We start from the raw sequence: 21467 nt of genomic DNA on the forward strand, positions 1-21467 counted from the left end.
GCGAAGGCGATGCTCTCGATGACGTTGCCCGTATTCGCGATCACATCGGTGAGCTTGAGCTCTTCGCCGGTGTCGCGAATCCGCAGCACGAAGCCGCGCCCGTCGGGCGAGGTGACCTTGATGTCGCCGGGCGCGACGCCGGCGCCGATCTCGACGCGGTCGGTCCCGCCGGTGTCGGTGAGCGTGTCGCTGCCGTCGCCGCGGCCCCAGCGGTAGACGTCGTCGCCTTGCCCGCCAAGCAGCGTGTCGTTGCCGGTGCCGCCGACCAGGATATCGGCGCCGTTCGCTCCGGTCAGGGTGTCGTCGCCGGCTTCGCCCAGCAACGCAGCCGCGCCGAAGGCGATCAGGCTGTCGTTGCCAGCTCCGCCCGCGAGGGTTTCGCCGTTCGTGGTGCCTAGGATGATGTCGGCGCCCGCCGTCGGAATCTTCCATCGCGCCGCGATGTCGGCAAAATTCCAGACCGTGCCGTTGGCGAAGCTGAACTGCTCGATGGCCCTGCCGTCGCTCGCCGAGCCGTTGTTGATGGTGATGCGGTCGTCGCTGTTGCCGAAGGTGACGACGAGCGTCGAGGAATTGCCGACCAGCGCGAGCCTGACGTTGGCGGGATCGATGCCGGCACCGAACTCGATGCGGTCGATTCCGTTCGCGTCGGTGATGGCGTCCTGACCGTCGCCGGCGGCGAAGCGATAGACGTCGTTACCCTGGCCGTCGACCAGATTGTCGTTACCCTTGCCGCCGATCAGGATGTCATTGCCGGCATCGCCGTTGATGGTGTCGTTGCCGCCATTGCCATTGAGCGTGTCGTCGCCGTTGCCTCCGGAGATCACATCGTCTCCGGCGCCACCGCGGATGAGATCGTTGCCGTCGAGGCCGGACAGGACGTCGTTGCCGATCGCTGAGCTCGGGACGGCTTGCGTGCGCGTGAGGCTCACATTGTCGAGGGACGCGCCGACGCCGTCCTGATTGCCGGTGCCGCGGAAGCTGAGCTGGTTGGCACCGGCGGCTGCCGTCACCAGCACGCTTGAGCGCACCATCGTCGTGCCGGTGTTGTTGAAGCTTGCGACGACCGTGCCGTTCCACAGCACGTCGAACGAGCCGTTCCAATCCCAGGTGCGGTTGGCATGGTCGAATTGCAGCAGGAATGTTTCACCCTCGGTCAGACCGGTCACGTCCTGGGCGATCTGGACGTTGCTGTCGCCGCCACCGGTACCCGTCCCGTCGAGATCAAGCCAGTAATTGCCGTCGGTCGCCGTGACACCATTATAGCCGGACGTGATCTGCTCGATGCCGAGCGTCGTAGCCGGCTGGGTACTGTTGATCCGGGTCCAACCCGGCAATGTCGTTGCCGAATAGCCCCAGCTCTGCGGGCCGGCGTCCGCAGCCAGCTGCTCGAAGCTGCCGTTGACGATCAGGTTGGCGCCGACCGGCCGCCATTGGACCGATCCGCCACCGTTGATGTCGTCGGGACCGGAGCTGCCGGTCAGCGTGTCGCTGCCGGCGGTACCGACCATCTGCGCGCCGGCGGCAGAGTTGGTAATCGTGGGCCGGTTCGAATAGGTCAGGCGCGCCTCGATGTCGGCAGCGCTCCACACCGTGCCATCGGCGAAACGGACTTGTGAGATCACGGCATCGTGGGCGTAGCGCGAGACCCAGACACGATCCTCTGTCCCGGCGATCGAGAGGTAGTAGTTACCCGAGAGATTGGAGGCGTCCGACATGACACTGACCTGCGCCGGGTCGATCGTCGCGTCGAACTCGATGACGTTGACGTCCGTGCCGTTCACCGAGTCGTAGATCCAGTCCTCGCCGAAGCCGGCAGAGAAGCGATAGGTGTCGCTGCCGACGCCGCCGTACAGCTGATCGGACCCGGTCCCTCCGACCAGGATGTCGCCACCGCCGTAGCTGTTGAGGCTGTCGTTGCCGCCGCCGCCTTCCATGACGTCGGCGTCGACCGAACCGTACATGGTGTCGTTGGTGGCGCCTCCGATCATCGGAATGCCGCCTTGATAGGGATGCTCGATCAGGCTCCAGCGCGCCCTGATATCGTCGGAATTCCAGACGGTGCCGTCGGCGAACCCGATGTCGAAATCCCCGGAGCCGAAGCCGCCGCCCCAGGTAATCCGGTTTTCGGTCCCGGCGACGCGCAGGATCACGTCGGCATAGGTAATGTCGCCGTTATAGCCGGCCTCGTGCTCGATGATGATGTCGCTGGACGAGATCGACGAGTCGAAGACGATGTGGTTGACCTCGGAACCCCACTCGTAGATCTGATCCTGGCCGAATCCGGCCGAGAAGCGGTAGGTGTCGGATCCTTGGTTGCCCTGCATCTGGTCGTCGCCGGTGCCGCCAACAAGGATGTCGTCGCCAATGGAGCCGTTGAGGATATCGTCGCCGGCAAAGCCCATGATGGTGGACGCGACGCCGTAAGTGGCCTCAAGCTTGTCCCAGCCGCTGGTTCCAAGAACGTCGGTGCCCTGGTCTCCCTGCAGGTTGACGCCAAGCCACGGCGCGGCGAGCGAGGCCATGTCGTCATAAGTCCAGATCGTGCCGTCCGCGAAATGGATCTCGGTGGACGCGTGCAGCCCGTTCAGCATGATCTGGTCGGTGCTGCCGTCGATCGTCAGCAGCATGCTCGGCGGGTAACCATCCCCTTCGAAAGTGAGATGGACGTCCGCAGCCGCAATCGTCGCGTCGAACTCGATGACGTCGGTGTCGTCCGCATAATACGGCGTGACATAGACCGTGTCCGAGCCGAAACCGGCCGAGAAGCGATAGATGTCGTTACCGTATCCCCCGTCCAGCTCGTCGTGACCGGCTCCGCCGATCAGGATGTCGGCGCCGTCTCCACCATACAGGACATCGTTGCCGCCGCCGCCGATGATGGTTTCGTTGCCGGCATCGCCGTCGATGCTGTCGTCGTAGGCAGTACCTGTCAGCGTTTGATCGGTCGCGTCGCCCAGGATCACGCTGCCCGGCAGTGCCACTGCGGCAGCAACGAGCTGATCGCGGGTCCAGATCGTCCCGTCGTCGAAACGGACCTCATCGACACCGGCGGTTTCATCGGCATAGGCGCTGCCGATCGTAACGGAATCGTCCGAGTTGACGGATCTCAGGATCAGGTCGCCGTACTGCGAGAAGTAGACGGCAATATCGGAGACCGCGATGGTCGAATCGAAGACGATCGCGTTGGTCGCGCCGGCGTCGCGGAAATCATCGATGAAATCGTTGCCGAAACCGCTGGAGAACCGATAAATGTCCGAGCCGGCATCGCCGATCAGGACATCGCTGCCGGCGCCGCCATCGAAGATGTCGTCGCCTTCCGCGCCCCACAGGAAATCGTCGCCGGCACTGCCGATCAACGTATCGTTGCCGCCGCCGCCATCGAGGGAATCGTTGTACGCCGTGCCGGTCAGCGTGTCGTCCGAGATGGCACCCTGGACGTTGATGCCCGGCGCCGGCACCGCGGCGTTGATGATGTCGGCCAGCGTCCATGTCGTTCCGTCCGCGAAGCGGATGCCGGCAATGCTCTGGTAGGGGTCCGTCGCCAGCGTATTGCGGACTTCGATGACGTCCTCGGTGCCCTTGACGTGCACGAGCAGATCGTCGGTGAGGCCGCCGCCCTCATACTGGTCATAGGGACGCAGCAGCTCGATGTCATCAGGTGTCAGGCTGGAATCGAACTCGATCCAGTCGAGCCCGATGTCGCCGGTGTCGATCGTATCGTGGCCAAAGCCCGCCGAGAACCGATAGACGTCGGCGCCGGCCCCACCGGACAGGAGATCGTTGCCCGTCCCGCCGATCAGGACGTCGGCGCCATCGCCGCCGTAGAGACGATCGTTACCCCCGCCGCCGATGAGAGTATCGTCGCTGCCATGGCCTTCGAGCAGGTCGTCCTTCGCGGATCCGCTCAGCGGATTCGGAATCGGGATATCCGACGGGGAGATGGACCTGTCGTTGCTGTAGAGGTCGACCGCGCGGGCCAGCATCTGCTGCCGGTCCAGCACGGTGCCGTCGGCAAACCGGATCTGCTGGATCGTATCGAGATCGCCGATCGTGATCCGGTCGTCGCTGCCGGCGAAGCGCAGCCGGCCCTGGCCGAAATCGGAATTGCCGTTACCGTCGGTCCAGACGTAGGCTTCCAGCACGAAATCATCGATCGAGAGGGAAGAATCGAACACGATGACGTTATTGCTGCCATTCCACGTATATTCCTGAATCGTGTCCTGGCCGAAGCCCGCGGAAAACCGGTAGGTGTCGGCGCCGGCATCGCCCGTCAGCACATCATTGCCGGCGCCGCCGATCAAGACGTCGCCAAAAGTGCTGCCCGTCAGTTCGTCGTAGCCGCCGCGGCCGTCCAACGTGGCGCCAGTCGCATAGGCCGACGCATTGAGGAGCTCGGCGGCATCGGTTCCGACGATGCCATTGCCGGTCGCAACCCCGATCTGGGTCAGGCCGCTGCGGTCGTTGGCGTCGGCCAACGCGAGCATGTCAGTGTAGTTCAGCGTGCTGCCGTCGGCGAAGCGGATCTGCTCGATGCGGCTCCAGTCGGTATCGATATCTCGCTGGACCGTGATCCGGTCCTCGGTTCCGATGATCGCAATGATCAGATCCTGGCCGTTGCTGGCGCGTGTCAACGAGAGGTCCGAGACGGTTATCCCGGCCCCGAACAGAATCGTGTCGTTGCCGTAATTCCAGTCGCTGATGACGTCCTGGCCGTCACCCCGGTTGAACACATAGGTGTCGTTGCCGTTGCCACCGCGCAGCCAGTCGTTGCCGGTGCCGCCGATCAGGATATCGTCGCCGTCGCGGCCATCGAGGATCGTGTCGTTGCCGGCGCCTCCCGAGATCGTATTGCCGAACTGGTCGCCGGCAAACGTGTCGTCGCCGCTGGTTGGTGTCAGCGAACGGTCGAGCAGCTGCGAATAGCTGAGCGTGCTGCCGTCGTTGAAACGCAGCAGTTCGATCCGGCTCCAGTCGGTATCGATGCCTCGCTGGACAGTGATCCTGTCTTCGGTTCCCGCAATGGCGATGACAAGGTCCTGGCCGCTGTTGCCTTGCGTTACCACCAGATCGGCGGCCGTGATGCCGGCGCCGAGCTGGATGGTGTCATTTCCGTAATTCCAGTCGCTGATGGTGTCCTGACCGTCACCCCGATTGAAGATATAGGTATCGTTGCCACTGCCGCCGCGCAGCCAATCGTTGCCGGTCCCGCCGATCAGGGTGTCGTCGCCTTCGCGGGCATCCGAGATGGTGTCGTTGCCGACCCCGCCAGAGATCGTATTGGCGAACTGATCACCTGCGAACGTGTCGTTGCCGGCTGTCGGCGTCAGCGACCGGTCGACCATCTGCGTGTAGCTGAGCGTGCTGCCGTCGCTGAAGCGGAGTTGTTCGATCCGGTTGAAATCGGCGCTGAGGCCGCGCTCGATCGTGATCCTGTCCTCGGTCCCCGCGATGGCAATGATGAGGTCCTGGCCGCTGTTGCCTTGCGTCACCACGACATCCGCGGCCGTGATGCCGGCGCCGAACTGGATCGTGTCGGTGCCGTAATTCCAATCGCTGATGGTGTCCTGACCGTCACCGCGGTTGAACACATAGGTGTCATTACCGCCGCCGCCGCGCAGCCAGTCGTTGCCGGTCCCGCCGGTCAGGCTGTCGTTGCCGTCACGGGCATCCGCGATCGTGTCGTTGCCGGCCCCGCCGGACAGCGTGTTGGCCGAATTGTCGCCATTGAGCGTGTCGTCGCCCCAACCGCCTTGAACCGGGGCCGCACCGTTGGCGCTCAAGGTCTGGTTGGCAACCACGGTGAAGGCAGCACCGGCAAAATTGATGCTGGTGAGGCTGGCCGGTGAGACGTTCTCCAGACGCAACAGCAGCCGGGCGTCGGCAAAGCGCTGCGTTCCCTGCTCCGCAAAATAGATCAGCGTGTCGGCGCCGACCGCACGCGCCAGCAGCGTTCCGGATAAACCCTCGGCGATGGCGATGTTGAGACTGTCGCCGGCATCGCCACTTTTGAAATTGGTGACGACGTCGACACGCTCGCCCCAGCGCGACAGCGGCACGAAAACGTCATATGTGTTTTGTGCGGCCGCACCGGCAAGCTCCCGTGCGAACAGGCCCGAGCCGATCTGCTCAACGCTCCCGACCGTCGACGGGTCAACGCCGGCGCCTTGCAGGGTGGTGACCGAGAGGATCTGGACCCGCTGGTCGTTGGTCGCCCCGCCCGTGGCCGCGCCGAAGCCGTACCAGACGTCGGAATCGCCGCCGAACAGACTGCCGACGACATCATAGGTCTTGCGCCCGATCAGCGTGCCATCGACGCTATAGCTGAAGGTCTTGCTCGCCGCGTCCCAGGCGATGACGACATCGTGCCAGGCGGCATCCTCGAGCTGATTGAAGTCGTGCCGCGGATCGAAATTGTCGTCGCCTGTCTGGCCGTTGACGACGAACTGGCTGAAATCGGTCGCTTGCCCCCAGGTATCGAAAAGGATGCCGAACGAGCCGGAGACCAGCGCGCCCATCCCGCCGCCGCCCGACCCCGTCAGTTCACCCGCACTCTTGTTCTGAACTGCGAAAGACAAGCCATCGGCGCCGCCCTCGTTGGCACCGAAGAACATCTTGGTGGTCCAAACCACGTTCTGCGAGAGGTCAATGCTGCCCCAGACCGCGCCGGCTCTGCTGCCGGCCTCCGGTGTCAATTGATAGGCGCCGTTGCCGAGCTCCGAAGCCGAACCGACCACGGCAAGGCCGCTCACCGGCTGCGAGACGGCGTCGAAGCGGGCAAGGCCGATGGTCGAGGATGCCCCCGTCCCTCCGCCGCCGGATCCCGGCCCCGCGCCTGCGAAGATCGGATCGGCGAACGGATCGGCCGACGGATTGCTCGGATGCAGCACGTGCTCGGCTGCGTCCGGCGTGAGCGCGCGCGAGAGCAGCGTCGCCGCACTCCATTGCGTGCCGTCGTTGAACCGCACGACGTCGATCGGCGGCGCACTCGCCGTGGCCTGGCCGACGATCGTCAGCCGGTCGTCACCGCCGACGAGGCGCAGCACGATATCGTTGCCGTCCCTGACGACGACGACATCGCTCGGCACGATCCCGCTGTTCAGGCGCAGGGTGTCGCTGGAGGCGGTCGCGTTCGCGGCCTCGCGAATCGTGTCGCGGCCGTAGCCGCGGCCGAATACGTAGGTGGTGTCGCCAACGCCGCCGGCGAGGACGTCGTCACCCGCGCCGCCGTCGAGGGTAATCGCGACGTCGAGCTGTGGACCGAAATCGATCGCGTCCGCACCTGCGCCGGTCGAGGCGGCCGCATGAGAAACGATGTCGGCGAGCTGCCAGACCGTGCCGTCGGCAAATTCGAACTGCTCGACCCCATAGTCAGTTGAGCTGTTCCCGGCACGGAACATGTCCTTGAGCGTCAGACGGTCGTCGCTGCCGACGAGGCCGATCACCAGGTCGTTCGGACCGACCGAGAGGAAGCGGATATCGCTCGGCAGGATACCGGCCGCGAAGCGAACCTTGTCGACCTTGGACGCGTCGGTGGTCTCGACATCTGCGATCGTTCCCTGCCCGTCGCCGCGTCCGAAATAATAGATATCGGCGCCGCTGCCGCCTTCCAGCAGATCGTCGCCCTTGCCGCCGGTGATGACGTCGGCACCCCTTCCGCCTTGGATGTGATCGTTACCGAGACCGCCGGAGATCGTGGAGCCGATGTCGGGATTGGCGAGATCGGAGGGAACAATGATGTGGTCGTCGCCGTCGGTCGATGCGATCGCGGCGGCAAGGGTCCGGTAGCTGAGGCTGCGACCGTCGGCAAAGACCACCTTCGCGATCACCGGATCGATGTCGCCGGCGGGATCGACCAGCGTGACGCGGTCGTCGGTGCCGCTGATCGACAGCACGATATTGCCGTCGGCATCCCGCGTCGTGACGATATCCTCGAGTGCGATACCGGCGCCGAAGGCGAGCGTTCCCTTGCCGTCAGCCGAACCGTTGCTCTCGATGCGATCCTGCCCGTCGCCGCGTCCGAACCGGTAGACGTCGTCGCCGCCGCCGCCGATGATGACGTCATCGCCGGTACCGCCGCTGAACGTCTCGCTGCGCGCGGAGCCGACGATGCGGTCGTCCTGCCAGGTCCCGACATCGGCCGCCATGTCGCGGAGCTGGTCGAGCGTGAACGACGTGCCGTCGCCGAAACGAACTGCGTCGACGCCGTTCCAGCCCCAGCCGTAGCGCAGCACGATCTGATCGGTCGAATCGGCAAAGGACAGCACGAGCTCGTTGCGCGCCGGGTCGATCTGCGAAACCCGCAGTTCGTCGGGCCGATAGCCGGTGATGGCAAGCGTGTCGTTGCCGGAGCTGTCGTCGATCACGTCGCGGCCGTCGCCGCGCGTGAAATTGTAGGTGTCGTCGCCTGCCCCGCCGCTCAGGAGATCATCCCCCGCGCCGCCGGCAATGACGTCGGCGCGGCCGCTGCCGACGATGATGTCGCTTCCCGCGCTCGATTGCCCGGCGATGGCGGCCTGCACCAGCACCGCGCCGTTCCAGGTAACGCCGTTGGCGAATTCGATGCTCGGCAGGTTGCCGCTGCCGAGCGCGCCCCTGACGATCAGCTGGCTTCCCGACGAGAAGGCGACGATGAGGTCCGTCGAGTCGGTCGTGGCAAGCCTGACCATCGTATCGCTCGAGGCATACGCCTCGAGCACGACGGTCGCGCTCGACACGCCGGCGGGCATCTCGACGCTGTCGATGCCTTCCGACGCACCGATGACGACGCGCGAATCCTGGGCAAGGATGAGGCGGTCATGGCCGGCGCCGGGATGCAGGCTGCTGGCCGCCGGCAGTTCGCGCAGGTCGACAAGGTCCTGACCGGCGTTCGACAGGCCATCACGAATGAGGCCGCGCACGTCTTCGATCGACAGTGTCGTGCCGTCGGCGAAGACGAAGCTCTCGACCGGCCTCGCGCTATAGCCGGACAGGATGGCGAGCCGGTCGACACCGTTGCCGATCGAGATCAGCAGATCGCCGTCGATGTTGCTGAAATGGACGAGGTCGGAGGTAATGCCTTCGCCGAACACGACCTTGTCGACGCCGCCGGCGTCGTCAACGCTGTCGCTGCCGTCACCGATGCCGAACTTGTAGGTGTCGTTGCCATACCCGCCTTCAAGCGCGTCCTGGCCGGCCCCGCCCGACAGCACGTCGTCGCGGTTGTCGAAGCCGATCAGATGGTCGTCGCCAGCGGTGCCAGTCAGCATGCGGTCGATGATGGCCTCGACGGACAGAATCCGCCCGTCGGCGAACTCGAACTGCTCGACGCGGCTGGTCGACAGGCCGTTGACGATGGTCAGGACATCGAGGCCGCTGCCGAGATCGACGACGAGGTCGTTGCCGTTGCGGCTGACGACGATGTCCTCGAAGCGAACGGAGGCGCCGAAAACCACGCGATCGACGATGCCTGCCGTGTCCGGCCGCTCGATGATGCGATCGAAGCCGTAGCCGGCGGAGAACGCGTAGGTGTCGGCGCGATTGCCGCCGTAAAGCGTGTCGTCGCCCTGCCGCCCGTCCAGCACGTTCTCCTGGTCGAGCAGGCCCGTGATGATATTGTCGCCGCGATTGCCCCCGGCAATCTGAAGCAATTGCTCGACGTCTGAGATCCTGATGGTCGACCCGTCGAAGAAGCGGAACAGCTCGACGCCGTCCTCCGCGTCGCGGAACTGGTTGCGGATGCGCAGTGTGTCAGTGCGGCCGGTGATCGAGATCAGGAGGTCGTTGCCGTCCTTGGTGAAGACGACGTTGTCGCGGGTGATGCCGCCGCCGAACTCACCGACGTCGTCCACCGGCACGTGCACGCCGCGCCGGTCCGACCAGCTCGCGCGCACGCGGCGGTCGACGATGACGTCCTGGCCGTAGCCAGCATCGAACTTGTAGGTGTCGCCGCCGTCGCCGCCGGTCAGCGTGTCGTTGCCGCCGCGTCCATCGAGCGTTTCGGCGAAATTCGAGCCGGTGATGGCATCGTCGCCGTTGGTCCCGACGAGGTCGATATCCTCGGGATTGACGTCGAGGAACGAGACCGTGCGATCGGTGAAGACCAGGTTCTCGACCGCGTTGGTCTGACCATCGTCGCGCACATACTGGTTCTCCAGCACGAAGCGCTGGCCGGTGGCGCGGACCGTGATGATCAGGTCTAGCGCGGTGCGGGAGAAGTCGACGTCGGTCGAGGCGATACCTGAGAGAACGACCTGGTCGTTGCCGGAGCTGTCGAGGATGGTGTCGTTGCCCTCCCCGAGCGCGACGTAATAGACATCGTTTCCGCCGAAGCCGACGAGGCGGTCGTCGCCGGCGCCGCCGTCGATCGAGTCGGACAGCTCGTCATAGCTGTAGATCGTGTCGTTGCCGGCGGTCTTGGCGATGTCGATGTAATGCTGGGCGAGCTTGAATCCGGTCCAGACCGTGCCGTCGCCGAACTGGATGTCCTCGATGAAGTTGATGAAGCCGAGGATCGGAATGGTGGCGAGGAAGTCCTGCAGCACGACCTCGTCGGTCGTGCCCTTGATGCGCATGCGCAGCGTATCGCTGGCGCCATCGCGCAGGAAGTCGAGGTCGGTCCAGCGGATCTCGTCGACGAACTGCAGCTTGTCGTGCTGCGGTGGATCGAACAGGCCGGGAATGGCATTGTCGAGCACGACGTCTCGGCCATAGCTGCGGCCGAAGATGTAGGTGTCGTCGCCCTCCTTGCCGGACAGGAAGTCGTTGCCGGCGCCGCCGTCGAGCGTGTTGGCATTGATCATGCCGTAGATCGCGTCATCGTTCGCGGTCTTGGCGTTCTCCAGCACCTTCTGCACGATTTGCGTGAAATCGACGCTGGAGCCATCGTCGAAGACGAAACGCTCGATCAGGTTCGGCGCGACATAGTCGAGCCCGTCGCTGCTGCCGAGCGCATCGGAAAACAGGCCGAGGCCGGTCTTGATGCCGGCGAACTGGCCCTTGATGACGAGCGTGTCGCCGGTCGGATTGCCGTTATCGTCGAGGAAGACGATCTGCAGATCCGGGCTTTCGCCGTCGCGGATCAGTTTGAGATTCTCGAGCTTGATGCCGCCCTTGAAGCTGAGCACGTCGATGCCGGCCTTGACCGGCCCGAACGAGAAATTGCCGAGGTCGTCGATGACGTCCTGTCCGTCGCCGGCCTGGAAGACGTAAATGTCCCCGCCGGCGCCGCCGCTCATGTAGTCGTTGCCCTTGCCGCCCCAGAGGATGTCGGCCGAGCCCGAGCCCATCAGGCTGTCGTTGAACTGCCCCGCGGCGCGCTCCCTGTCGAGCACCTCCATCGACATGCGGAAGCGGTCCCAGGCCACGCCGTCGGCGAACACGATGGCGCTGACGCCGGAATCGACCCGCTTGCCGTTGCTCAACAACTCGTTGTTCTCGCCGAGGAACTGGTCGGTCAGGCGGATGGTGTTGGTGCGGCCGCGGATCTCGAGGATCAGGTCTTCGCCGTCGCGGATCGCCTTGACGTCGGTCGAGAGCACGTCAGTGAGGCGCAGCTCGTCGCCGTCGCCAAAGTCCTTGTCGTCGATGACGTCGTCGCCCGAGTTGCGCCCGACGAAATAATAGTCGGCGCCTTTGCCGCCGCGCAGGGTCTGGTTGCCCGCGGTCATGTAGAAATAGTCGGTCGCATCGGTGCCGTTGACGATCACGTCGCCGGCCGTGTGGGTGATGATGCGCTCGTCGCTGATGCCGAGCGCGTGAGCGACGCCGCGGATGTCGAGATCGACGCCGACGGTCTCGAAGGCCGGCAGCATCATCTGCATGATGAAGGCCTGGTTGACCGCAAGCGTGGAGCCGCCGAGATTGCCTTCGCCGGACGGATGATAGTCCGGATAGACCTGCGCCAGGATGCCGTTCCACTGGGCGAGGTAGTCGAACACGGCATCATCAGTGTTGCTGGCCGGCGCGCCGGCGAAGATCGCCTCGAACATCGGGGCAAGCTCGCGGTTCGTCGTCGGCTTGTAGCTGTCGGAGGCGAGATCGTAGCTGAGACCCCGGAAGAAATCCTTGAGGCCGCCCTGCATCGCGATGCGCACCGCGTAGCGGCGCGAGGTCGCGATGTACTCGGTCATGACCGGCTGCAACATGTCGATCATGGCCGCGATGCCGGAGACGTAATGCGCCGGGTCGGTCGACAGATTGGCGCTGCCGCCGGGGCCGACGGCATAGGCGATGTGCCCGGTCGCATTGTCGAGCTGCGCCGTCAGCATTTCGGGACGGAAATCGATGCCGCCGAGCGAGGTCGCGAAGTGGAATTGCGCCGGCGTCAGCATCTCGACGCGATAGGTGGAATCGTCGGTCGAATTCACCTCGTCGAGCGTGGCGAAGTCGACCGCGTAGTTGCGCAGGTTGAATTCGCGGCTATCGCCCGTCTTCCATTCCAGCTGCAGGGCGCGGTCGAGATTGCGCGCCCAGACGTAGAAGGTGCCGTCCTGGTCGGTCACCTTGACCGTGTAGTCGACCGCGATGCCGTCGGTGAAGCGCACGCCGATCTTGTCGACGGAGAGGTTGGCGTAGGGGTTGAAGCCGAGCTGCTCGGTGCGCCACTCGGTGCCGGTGGGATGGGCGAGCGCGAGGATGGCATCCTTGCTGGCGTAGCTGGTGGCCGCATCGGAGGCGAGCTTCCAGCTGCCGTCGGCCTGCTTGATGCCGTAGTCGAGAATGACGGCGCGCCCGTTGACGACGCTCATCAGATAGGGCGCGGCATCGCGATCCGTCAGCGCGGCGTCGCGGTCGGACGGCGACCAGGTCTGCTCCACGCGCCAGGCCGCGCCGGACGCCGCCGCCTGCGCCAGCACGTCCTGCATGGTGGCGCGCGCGATCGGCTGGCCCTGCGCGTTCAGCACCGGCGCGCCGGAGGCGAGCGTCCAGTAGCCGCCTTGGGTATCCTCGACATAGACGCCGCGGTCGAGCAGCACGGCCTTGCCGCCTGCGTCGGTGCCGACCAACACCGGCGTCAGCTCGCGCGTCTGCTCCAGTGCCTCGCCCCAGGCGCCGAGCACGTCGCCGACCTGCGCCACCAGCGTGCGCAGTTTTGGCGTCGTCATCGCCGCCGCCGTAGAGGTGACGAGCTCGCCGAACGCGATGTCGTTGGCGGCGGCGACCGCGAGGTTGGTGACCCGCCCAAAGCCCTTGACGTCGAGCGTCGAGCCCGACTGCCAGGCCGCGTGGCCAGCCTCGCCGGCATATCTGGTGTCGGTGTCGTTCGAGGCCAGGATGGCGTCGAACATGTGCCTGACGGGGCCGCTCTGGAAGGTGACGTCGCCGACGCCGGTCAGCCGCGCGCCGTCGGGCGTGGTGATGTCGATCGCTGTGGCTCCAAGATCGATGCTGACGATGCCGAGTTGATCGAGCGTCTTCAGCTCGCCGGCATCGGTGATGCCGTCGCCATCGAGGTCCTGCCACACCCTGAGTTCGGACCACAACACATCGGCGGCCGTGATCTTGCCGTCGCCATTGGAATCGAGCTGCGACAGCTGGGCGAAGCCGGACTGACCGACGCCCCCGAACATTTCCGAGATATCGTCGATGCCGCCATTGCCGTTGAGGTCGCGGACGAGGAAGCCATCATCGCCCTTCAGCCAGCCGGTGCGCTCGGCGAACAGATCGTGGTCGATATCAAAATAGACCTGGCTCACGCCAAGGTCGGTCGTCTCGATGCCATCGCCATCCAGATCGATCACCAGCGGATCGGTGCCGTCCGCCCATTTCATGCCCTTCGCAAAACGCGTCGCGGCGGCGCTGAGGGTCACGGCCTGATCGATCAGGGTATTGCCGCCATATTGGGCGGCAATGGCAATGCCGTAGATCCCGAGCAGCGGCTCGAGCATCGTCATCAGATCGGCAATCGGGTTGGGCGCCTTGAACACCATGCCGAAGGTGCCCTGGCCGGTGAGCTCTGCCTGCTGGAAGCCGATGTAGCTGCCGACGAGATCGAAGTTCTCGATCTTCATCCAGCCCTTCAGGATGCCTTGTGCATCCAGCGCCTGTTGCGCCTTGTAGGCGTCGCTCGCGGTGCCGCCGAACACAGCCGTGAACAACTGGTCGAACTGGTTGGTGACATACATGTCCAGCCCGCCGCGGGCATTGGGCCGGAACGCATAGGTCATCCACGGCAGCAGATGATCGAAATAGATCGACTTCGCCGGATCATATTTGCCGCCGTTTGCAGCAGCCGTTGACAGGAAGTTGGTGTAGCCGACGACGGCGCCCACGCCTCCGAATGCGGCCAGACCAGCAATGCCACCTTCGGCGTTGCCGCCGGTGAGGGTCAGACCATAGAACTTGAGCACGTCATGGTGCTGCGCGTCCTTGACGACGGTGTTGGCTGAGTACCAGATGTCGTCGGCGTTCGCAGCGGTATCCTCAACCTTGACCGGGATCGTCTTGGGCGTACCGTCCGGATTGAGAATGGGATTGCCGCCTGCATCGAGGACGGGCTTTTCGTAAGTCCCGCCGATCGTGTCACCCCAGATGATGCCGCCGTTCGAGGTGTTGTGGATCCAATCGCGACCAAGGCCACCGGCTGTCACGGCGCGGTCGCCGCCAAAAGCAATCACCCAATCGTTGCCGGTCCCACCATCCAGCGTCATTCTCAGATCGGTCTGCGCGACACCATTCTCTGGATGAGCCGGATCCAGCGGCGAGCCAGCCGCGATGAAGGTCGCCTTCCCACCCGCGAGGATGTCGTCCCCGGCCCCACCGAGCGCAGTCGTCGTGTTTCTTACGTAAAGCTCGTCGTTTCCGCCTTTGGCATCGATATAAGCGTTGTTCTTGCCGTAGAAGCGGTCGGCCATTTCGCTGCCATCAAGCCTGCTCGGCAGGATAGGATCGAGTGAATCGACCAGATACTTTGTGAAGAGGGATTGATCTCCTCCGGAGCCTGCGAAAACTGGTGCGCTGAAATCGACGTCCATCGCATTGGCAACAATGCGCATGATGATCTGAACATTTTTCTCGAAATCCTTGGAGAATTGCTCGATCGTAGTTCCGATCTTCGGGATGACGACGGCGAGATCAGCCGAGATCTTGCCTATCAAGTCGGCGCCGCTCTTCACCGCCTCATAGAGCCCGTAGGCGGCAAGGCCGGCCTCGGCGAACATGGCGACAATCGCCGCAAGCTCAGGCCCGACGAGCACCGTCAGAACTGCCGTTCCAACAGCAAACGTTCCGATGACGAGAGCAGCGCCCATGACCGCCGTCGCGCCAAATTCCTTGACCAGATCGTCGAACGGTTGCCAGTTGTCCGCCGTCAGGCCCAGCTTCAAAGCATCATAGGCCTTATCGAGAAACTCGACTGCCGTTCCAGCGATCTGCAGACGGATACCGGTTATATGAGTCTGGAAGGTCTTCGCGATCTGCCCAACGGCAGTCTCGCCATAGGCCGAAAGAGTGGCGGCGAACTTGCCGCCGTATTCCTGCATCAGGGTGAAGAGCTTGGTGATCTTTTCCGAGAACTTTACAAGATCCTCCTCCGTCAGCCCACGACCGGCGCCGGACTCATCGGCACTGAACGCCGCGGTCACGACGTCCGCCATCTGGAGTATCGAATTCGGAACTTTAAAATAGGATGTCTTGACGTCGGAAAGCAGACCAATAATGGCGTTGGAAATGTGTCCCGCTCGATCTAGCGTGCGCCCATCGCTCGTGCCTGCTTTGACGAGCTTTTCCATGAAAGTGCTATAGGACTTTTCATTTATCATGCCCGCGGCGCGCAGATTGTCAGCGAGCGCCTGTGCCGCCTTGTAGCGGGCGTCGGAGTTGCCGAGGCTTCCTCCGTCAACGATCGTCCTGTTGAGAGTGTCCGCGAAGCTCGTCAACTTCTGAATCTTGGCCGTGTCCGGGTTTACCGGATCGAAGAGCCTGTATTCCTGATATGCCGCGAGCAAATCAGCGCCGCTACTGAGTGAACCGTTGACTGAAAGTGTCGCTCCGTTGAAGACCACCCTTCCTTCCGAAACACTCTTCGCAAAGTATAAAAGGTCGTTGACGGCGAGACGTTCATTAGCGGCCGAATAGCCTGCGGCCGCTATTGCGCGCAGGCTCTGCAGGAAGAAGTCATTGTAGCCCGGATGATTTCCGTAGTGCAGGCTTGTGCCCCACCCCGATGCGGTCAACACGTCCTTGAACGCTTGGCCCGCTCCTGCAAATAGAGCTTGCATCGCATCGCCCGAGGGTAGGGCGATCTTATTGCCCCACATTTCGAGCGAAATTCCGTTTCGACTCAGGAGTTGCCCGAATTGACCAAAGATTTCTTCTGGAATCAGATGATGAATCTGAAAATTGAAGAAACGGAACGGAACAAGCGTCGACTCCGAGCCCATGATCGCCCCTCAATCTTGATTCACACGATGGTGCATTTGGCTCGCCGCACATTGCGGGTGAGCTGGGCGGCTTTAAGCGCCGCTTCGAGCGGACCGCTCAAGAACAGCGCCCCGTCAAGCGCAGCGTCGGTCCAGAGATCACAACCTTCAAGCGCCGACGCACTGACTGCGATCTCGTTGTCTTTGGGGTGACTAACCATCCACTTGTCCTTCGGCCACAGCTCTGGATGGTTAAATCCACCGGTGGAGCGGTCGGGACGGAAGGTCTGCTTCTGACATCCGAGATTCAGAAAATACCAATCACCCGTCACCAGTTCGGTTCGGTTGCCCTGGTAGAGCTCGATCTTCGACAAGCCGCCCCTTCCAAGGTCGAAGCCGCGAAGTACTTCCGCGAAGTCGGAGGACACGACAATGAATGCATTGACGCGAAAGAAATGAGGCAGCTTCTCAAAGCGGAGTTCCTTGTACCTTGGGTGAGCTCGCGTTGGACGTTCCGCTTCCGTCAATGTACCGCCGGCCTCGTGCTTGCGCATGAGCTTGTCCAAACGATCCATTTCTTCCCGAAATTCTGTGTCTTTCCAGTAGTCCTTGCCTTCGTCGTCCGGATTCAGGTTGAATTTCGATATGTTCGAAGAATCCAGAAAGCAGTCGCTCACCCAGACTGTTTCGGTCGCGCTAGTCATTTCTATCTCGTCTCTCTGAGGATGGGCCTTGATAATGCACGAACCGATCTTCCAAAGCGACCACGCTCAGGCAAGGAGCTAAGGGACTATTGTGCCTCCGCCTCCCCCACCGGCCTCACCTTCATCTTCTCCAGCACGGCCGGATCGACCAGCTGGCTGACGATTGGATGGATCCGCACCGGCTTGTCCATCACCACCTGCTTGAAGTTGGCGAGCACGGCGGTGGCGGCTTTTTGCGAGGGGGCGATGACGTCGAGCAGCCAGGTGGTCTCGCCGCTATTCCAGTCCTCGGCCTTGAGGCGGACCGGGAACACGCGGGCCTGGATCTGTTCGCGGATCCTGGCGTCGACCTCGTCGGAGACGCTGGCCCAGATCGCGATGCCGGCGGTCTCCTCGACCTTGCCCTCGCCGCCGGCCTTGGCAATGGCGATGCGGTCGCGCGTCATTGGCTCGACGACGAGATGCATGACGTCGGCCAGGGTCTGGTTGCGGTAGCGCGGCAGGTTGAGCATGGCGAGGACAACCTCGCCGACACCGGCCTGGATCCGCATCTTGAACGCGGCGATCTGCGCCAGCACCTGCGGATCGAGCGAGCGGTCTTTCGCGTCAGTCGGTCCGGCGACGCCCCCGCCCTTGATTCCGTTCAGCGCCGGCTTGCCGGCAGCTGCCGTCTCGTTCGCGCTCTTTGCCATCGCTCTCGCTCCTCACATTCCGCCCGAGCGGGCGGATCGTGATCACTGGGGGAAGTGAGCCTGCCGTGGCGGCCTGCGGCCCGTCCGGGCCGCGTGTCTGCCGAGGCAAAAGAGACCGGTCATCTGCGCAACACTCGCTCCGGTTGTTCAACGACCGACACGGAAAGCGGATGCACAATTCTGTCGCAGATAATCGGAAGCAGCCCCACTGCCCTTATTTCGGCGTTCATAGAACGTTAACCTGCATACAACTTCAAGACGAAATCGTGATGTGCAGAAAAAAATGTTGCGCGATGTGTTCGTCCGTTGCGGATGGCGTCTGTTGACAAGTGAACAGAAGGGAACTCAGTGGCTTTCGGCAGATCGGCTCGAGCGGTTCGGCGCAAAGTGGCCAGGCTCGCAGCAAGCGAGCAACGGCCGTAACCGAAGCCGTGGCGTCACCGTTTCGTCATGCGACGGGTTCAACAGCGCGCCCTCGATGGCGAACCGTTCGCTCACGCGCATTCGGCGATGGATACAAGGCTAGCGCAAGTTGAGTGCACTGTCGCCTTAGTCGAGTGTTGAGGAAGCTATTCAAAGTATCGAGCGTGAGCTTTCCACCTTCAGGTATGGAGGCGCGAAGCGCATCGAGAAGCGGATCAGCGCTCATCCTTGGCACTCCCACTCGTTCTTTTCACCGGCGTGGGGCGTCCGAATTTCTGTGTAGTAGGTCGAAATCCGATAGCTACTGTGGCCCTGCGAAACCAGGTCTCGCCAAACCTCGACGAATACCTGCTTATCGAAATTGGCCTCAATATTGACTGCTCGGTAGTTCTTCTCCCACAGCGCCGTGGAAAGGCGATCGAGTTCAATAGCGCCGATATTGGGATTTGCTTTCTTGATCTTGTCCTCGCCGTAATCGTAGGAGGCGGTAAACGGCACTTCGATTCCGCCGACAATCAACTTGAAGTGCGTAGAGCGTTCCATCGGAGGCTCGTCGCGCACCCATTGAACGGCCAGACCGCTTTCCACATGCGTTGAACGTCGCAAGTCCGGATCAAATCTAATCGTCATGCAGCCACCTTCCCAAACTTCGCAGCGGGTCTTGCAAAACGAACGCGACCCACTGAATTGATCTGCATTATCAGAGCTCTACTCTGGCTGGCGGCTTCTCACGCCTTGTCCGCACCGCCCGTCTTCTCTCCCGCCTCCCCCACCGGCCGCACCTTCATCTTCTCCAACACCGCCGGATCGACCAGCTGGCTCACGATCGGATGGATTCTCACCGGCTTGTCCTTCACCACCTGCTTGAAATTCGCGAGCACGGCGGTCGCGACCTTCTGCGAGGGGGCGATGACGTCGAGCAGCCAGGTGGTGTCGCCGCTGGCCCAGTCCTCGGCCTTGAGGCGGACCGGGAACACGCGGGCCTGGATCTGCTCGCGGATCTTGGCATCGACCTCGTCGGAGACGCTGGCCCAGATCGCGATGCCGGCGGTCTCCTCGACCTTGCCCTCGCCGCCGGCCTTGGCGATGGCGATGCGGTCGCGCGTCATCGGCTCGACGACGAGATGCATGACGTCGGCCAGGGTCTGGTTGCGGTAGCGCGGCAGGTTGAGCATGGCGAGGACGACCTCGCCGACGCCGGCCTGGATCCGCATCTTGAACGCGGCGATCTGCGCCAGCACCTGCGGATCGAGCGCGCGCTCTTTCGCATTCGCGGGCTCGGCTGTGGCCCCGCCCTTGATCCCGTTCAATGCCGGCTTGCCGGCGGCTGCCGTCTCGTTCGCGCTTTTTGCCACAGCTCTTGCTCCCTGCTTTCGATCCGCCCGGCGGGGCGTAACGCGATTATGAGGGAAGTGAGCCTGTCGCGACGGCCGGCAGCCCGTCCGGGCCGCTCGCTTGGCGACGAGAAGAAATCCATCATCTGCCCGATACCCGCTCCGGTTGTATTGACGCTCGCCACGGTAGCGGATGTGTAGTTCCGTCGCAGGTGATAGGACGCAGCCCCACTGCCCCCTCCTTCGGCATTCATAGAACGTTAACTCGGATACAACTTCAAGACGAAACCGCGATACGCCCAAAAAAATGTTTCGCGATGTGTCCAACCGTTGCGATTGGCATCGATCGACGAGAATGGAACTTGGCGGCTTCAGAAATCGGCGCGGGCCGCTCGGCGCGAATTGGCGAAGCGCCCAGAAACCAACGACGTCGCGACGAAGCGGCGTGCGTCACCCTATCGTCATACAAAAAGCGCAACAGCGCGCCGGTTGATGAGCCGATTGAGCCATTCGCGCACGCGCATCCGGCAGTGGCTACAAGGCTGCCAAGTCAGCGCGAGTTGTGTACAATGTCATTGTAATATGATGGCCTCGGGAGCTCATGATCAAACCACTTTCAGTTGATGGTGTTTTGGCATGCGCAAGCCTTGGCTAGCGAGCTTCGCCTGCAGCTCATCCGAAAATAGAATGTTGGGTCTCTTCAGTCGGCGTTCGCGCCAGAGATGGCGACCGGCGACGACATCCTTCGAAACGGCCAGATCGCCGTAGCCCTTTTTTGTGGAGTTGATAGTCGCAAAAAAGTTTGCCTCGTCCGTCCCCTCATAGCCGACGCTTTGAGTCGGCACGAAGCTGTCGATAAAGCGGCGGATAATCATGCCGAAATATCGAACGGGGTAGTCTTCGCCCTTCTTTTGGGAAATCCGCATCGGCCAGAACTGATGCACACCTGGCTCCAGGCTCTCAATCAGCTCGTGCATCTTCGCGTCGACGGCAAGAAGACGATTGGTAAGCAGGAGGAGCGATCCGAGCGATTTGCCCGGTTCGTCCAATCTAAATTCCGACGGGCGCTGATGGGATTCAGACAAAGCTCCACCTTCTTCAGTGAACTTACGGGATACCGTCTCCCTGTAATTGACATCCCAGTTGTCGGAAGCGGCCCTTTGCTCGGCGGACATTTCCTCGTCGAAATGTCGCTTGATCCCCTCTTCCCAGCCGACGTAGTCGCCGTAAGGGAAGAAATCGCTAAAATTGCTAGGGTCAACCAATCCCCACACCATTTTCAGTATCCTCTTGCGCTCGTGGGCCGCCCTATCGCTACGGACAGACGCCGGTCGGTGGCGAGTGGCTCTGTATCAATTTCGGCAATAAGAAAACGCACCGGGACACATCCAGATGTCAGTCCCGGCCAGGGCCTCGGCGGAAACCGCGATGTCGCCGTCATCGAGATAGCGGAGCGACCAACGAGTCTGGCCCGTTTGTTGATCGACACCGATCTTTTCGATGTTGGCGCTTAACTCGTGCAGGAAGCAGCTCTTAAAGGATCCGAAGTTGACGAGGTAGAAAGGCCCCGGCAGCGGAGTTTTTTCGTCCGTCTCATAGATGGTATAGGGAACCAGCCCGCCCGCTCCGAAATCAAACTTCGCCAGCACATCGGCAACGGGAGCTTTCACGGCAAGAAACCCGCCGACAAAAAATACGTCTTTCGCGCGTTTGAAATTCGACATGCTGTAAACAGCCGAGGCTTCCGGCAGATCTTCGCGCTTCAACGTATGGCCGGCGAAGTGCTTGAAGATCGCCGCACGCACATGTTCGCTCTTCTTGGGAACGATATGACGCACGTAGGGGGCCTCCCACGGTTCACCGTACCACTTCTGGCGAATACCGAGCTTGTTGCCGAGGTCGCCATTGCTCAGCACTTCGCTGATCCAGACCTGATCAACCATCATGATGGTCTACCCATAGCCAGAACGAGCA

Annotated in this window: 7 protein-coding genes (1 of these 7 only partly in view); all 7 read right to left on the reverse strand. The window is 62.7% G+C overall.

What is annotated here, in order from left to right:
* A protein-coding gene (locus CIT40_RS25420) for a tandem-95 repeat protein (protein WP_094891167.1) crosses the window boundary here: on the reverse strand, positions 1-16361 show its 5' portion. It extends 16348 nt beyond the left edge of the window; only the first 16361 of its 32709 coding nucleotides appear in the window; its start codon is at positions 16359-16361; its stop codon lies beyond the left edge, outside the window.
* A 20-nt stretch (positions 16362-16381) separates the two neighbouring features.
* Positions 16382-17044: a hypothetical protein gene (locus CIT40_RS25425; RefSeq protein ID WP_094891166.1), complete on the reverse strand. Its 663-nt coding sequence runs from the start codon at positions 17042-17044 to the stop codon at positions 16382-16384.
* A gap of 86 nt (positions 17045-17130) precedes the next feature.
* Positions 17131-17736, reverse strand: a complete 606-nt coding sequence (locus tag CIT40_RS25430) for a toxin-activating lysine-acyltransferase (protein ID WP_244611848.1) — start codon at positions 17734-17736, stop codon at positions 17131-17133.
* A 645-nt stretch (positions 17737-18381) separates the two neighbouring features.
* Positions 18382-18789, reverse strand: a complete 408-nt coding sequence (locus CIT40_RS25435) for a hypothetical protein (RefSeq protein WP_148667232.1) — start codon at positions 18787-18789, stop codon at positions 18382-18384.
* 98 nt (positions 18790-18887) lie between these two features.
* Positions 18888-19514: a toxin-activating lysine-acyltransferase gene (locus CIT40_RS25440; protein WP_094891164.1), complete on the reverse strand. Its 627-nt coding sequence runs from the start codon at positions 19512-19514 to the stop codon at positions 18888-18890.
* A gap of 584 nt (positions 19515-20098) precedes the next feature.
* A complete protein-coding gene (locus CIT40_RS25445; RefSeq protein ID WP_148667233.1) occupies positions 20099-20770 on the reverse strand; it encodes an imm11 family protein in 672 nt (223 codons plus the stop codon).
* A gap of 75 nt (positions 20771-20845) precedes the next feature.
* Positions 20846-21439 (reverse strand): hypothetical protein, encoded by a 594-nt coding sequence (locus CIT40_RS25450; protein ID WP_094891162.1) that lies wholly within the window; start codon positions 21437-21439, stop codon positions 20846-20848.
* Between the last annotated feature and the right edge of the window lie 28 nt (positions 21440-21467).

The sequence above is a fragment of the Bradyrhizobium amphicarpaeae genome (genome assembly GCF_002266435.3).
Classification (GTDB): domain Bacteria; phylum Pseudomonadota; class Alphaproteobacteria; order Rhizobiales; family Xanthobacteraceae; genus Bradyrhizobium; species Bradyrhizobium amphicarpaeae.

Excerpts from the sequence above, each read along its gene's own strand:
- CIT40_RS25425 (WP_094891166.1), bottom strand. The coding sequence starts at position 17,044 with ATGACTAGCGCGACCGAAACAGTCTGGGTGAGCGACTGCTTTCTGGAT.
- CIT40_RS25430 (WP_244611848.1), bottom strand. The coding sequence starts at position 17,736 with ATGGCAAAGAGCGCGAACGAGACGGCAGCTGCCGGCAAGCCGGCGCTG.
- CIT40_RS25435 (WP_148667232.1), bottom strand. The coding sequence starts at position 18,789 with ATGACGATTAGATTTGATCCGGACTTGCGACGTTCAACGCATGTGGAA.
- CIT40_RS25445 (WP_148667233.1), bottom strand. The coding sequence starts at position 20,770 with ATGGTGTGGGGATTGGTTGACCCTAGCAATTTTAGCGATTTCTTCCCT.
- CIT40_RS25450 (WP_094891162.1), bottom strand. The coding sequence starts at position 21,439 with ATGATGGTTGATCAGGTCTGGATCAGCGAAGTGCTGAGCAATGGCGAC.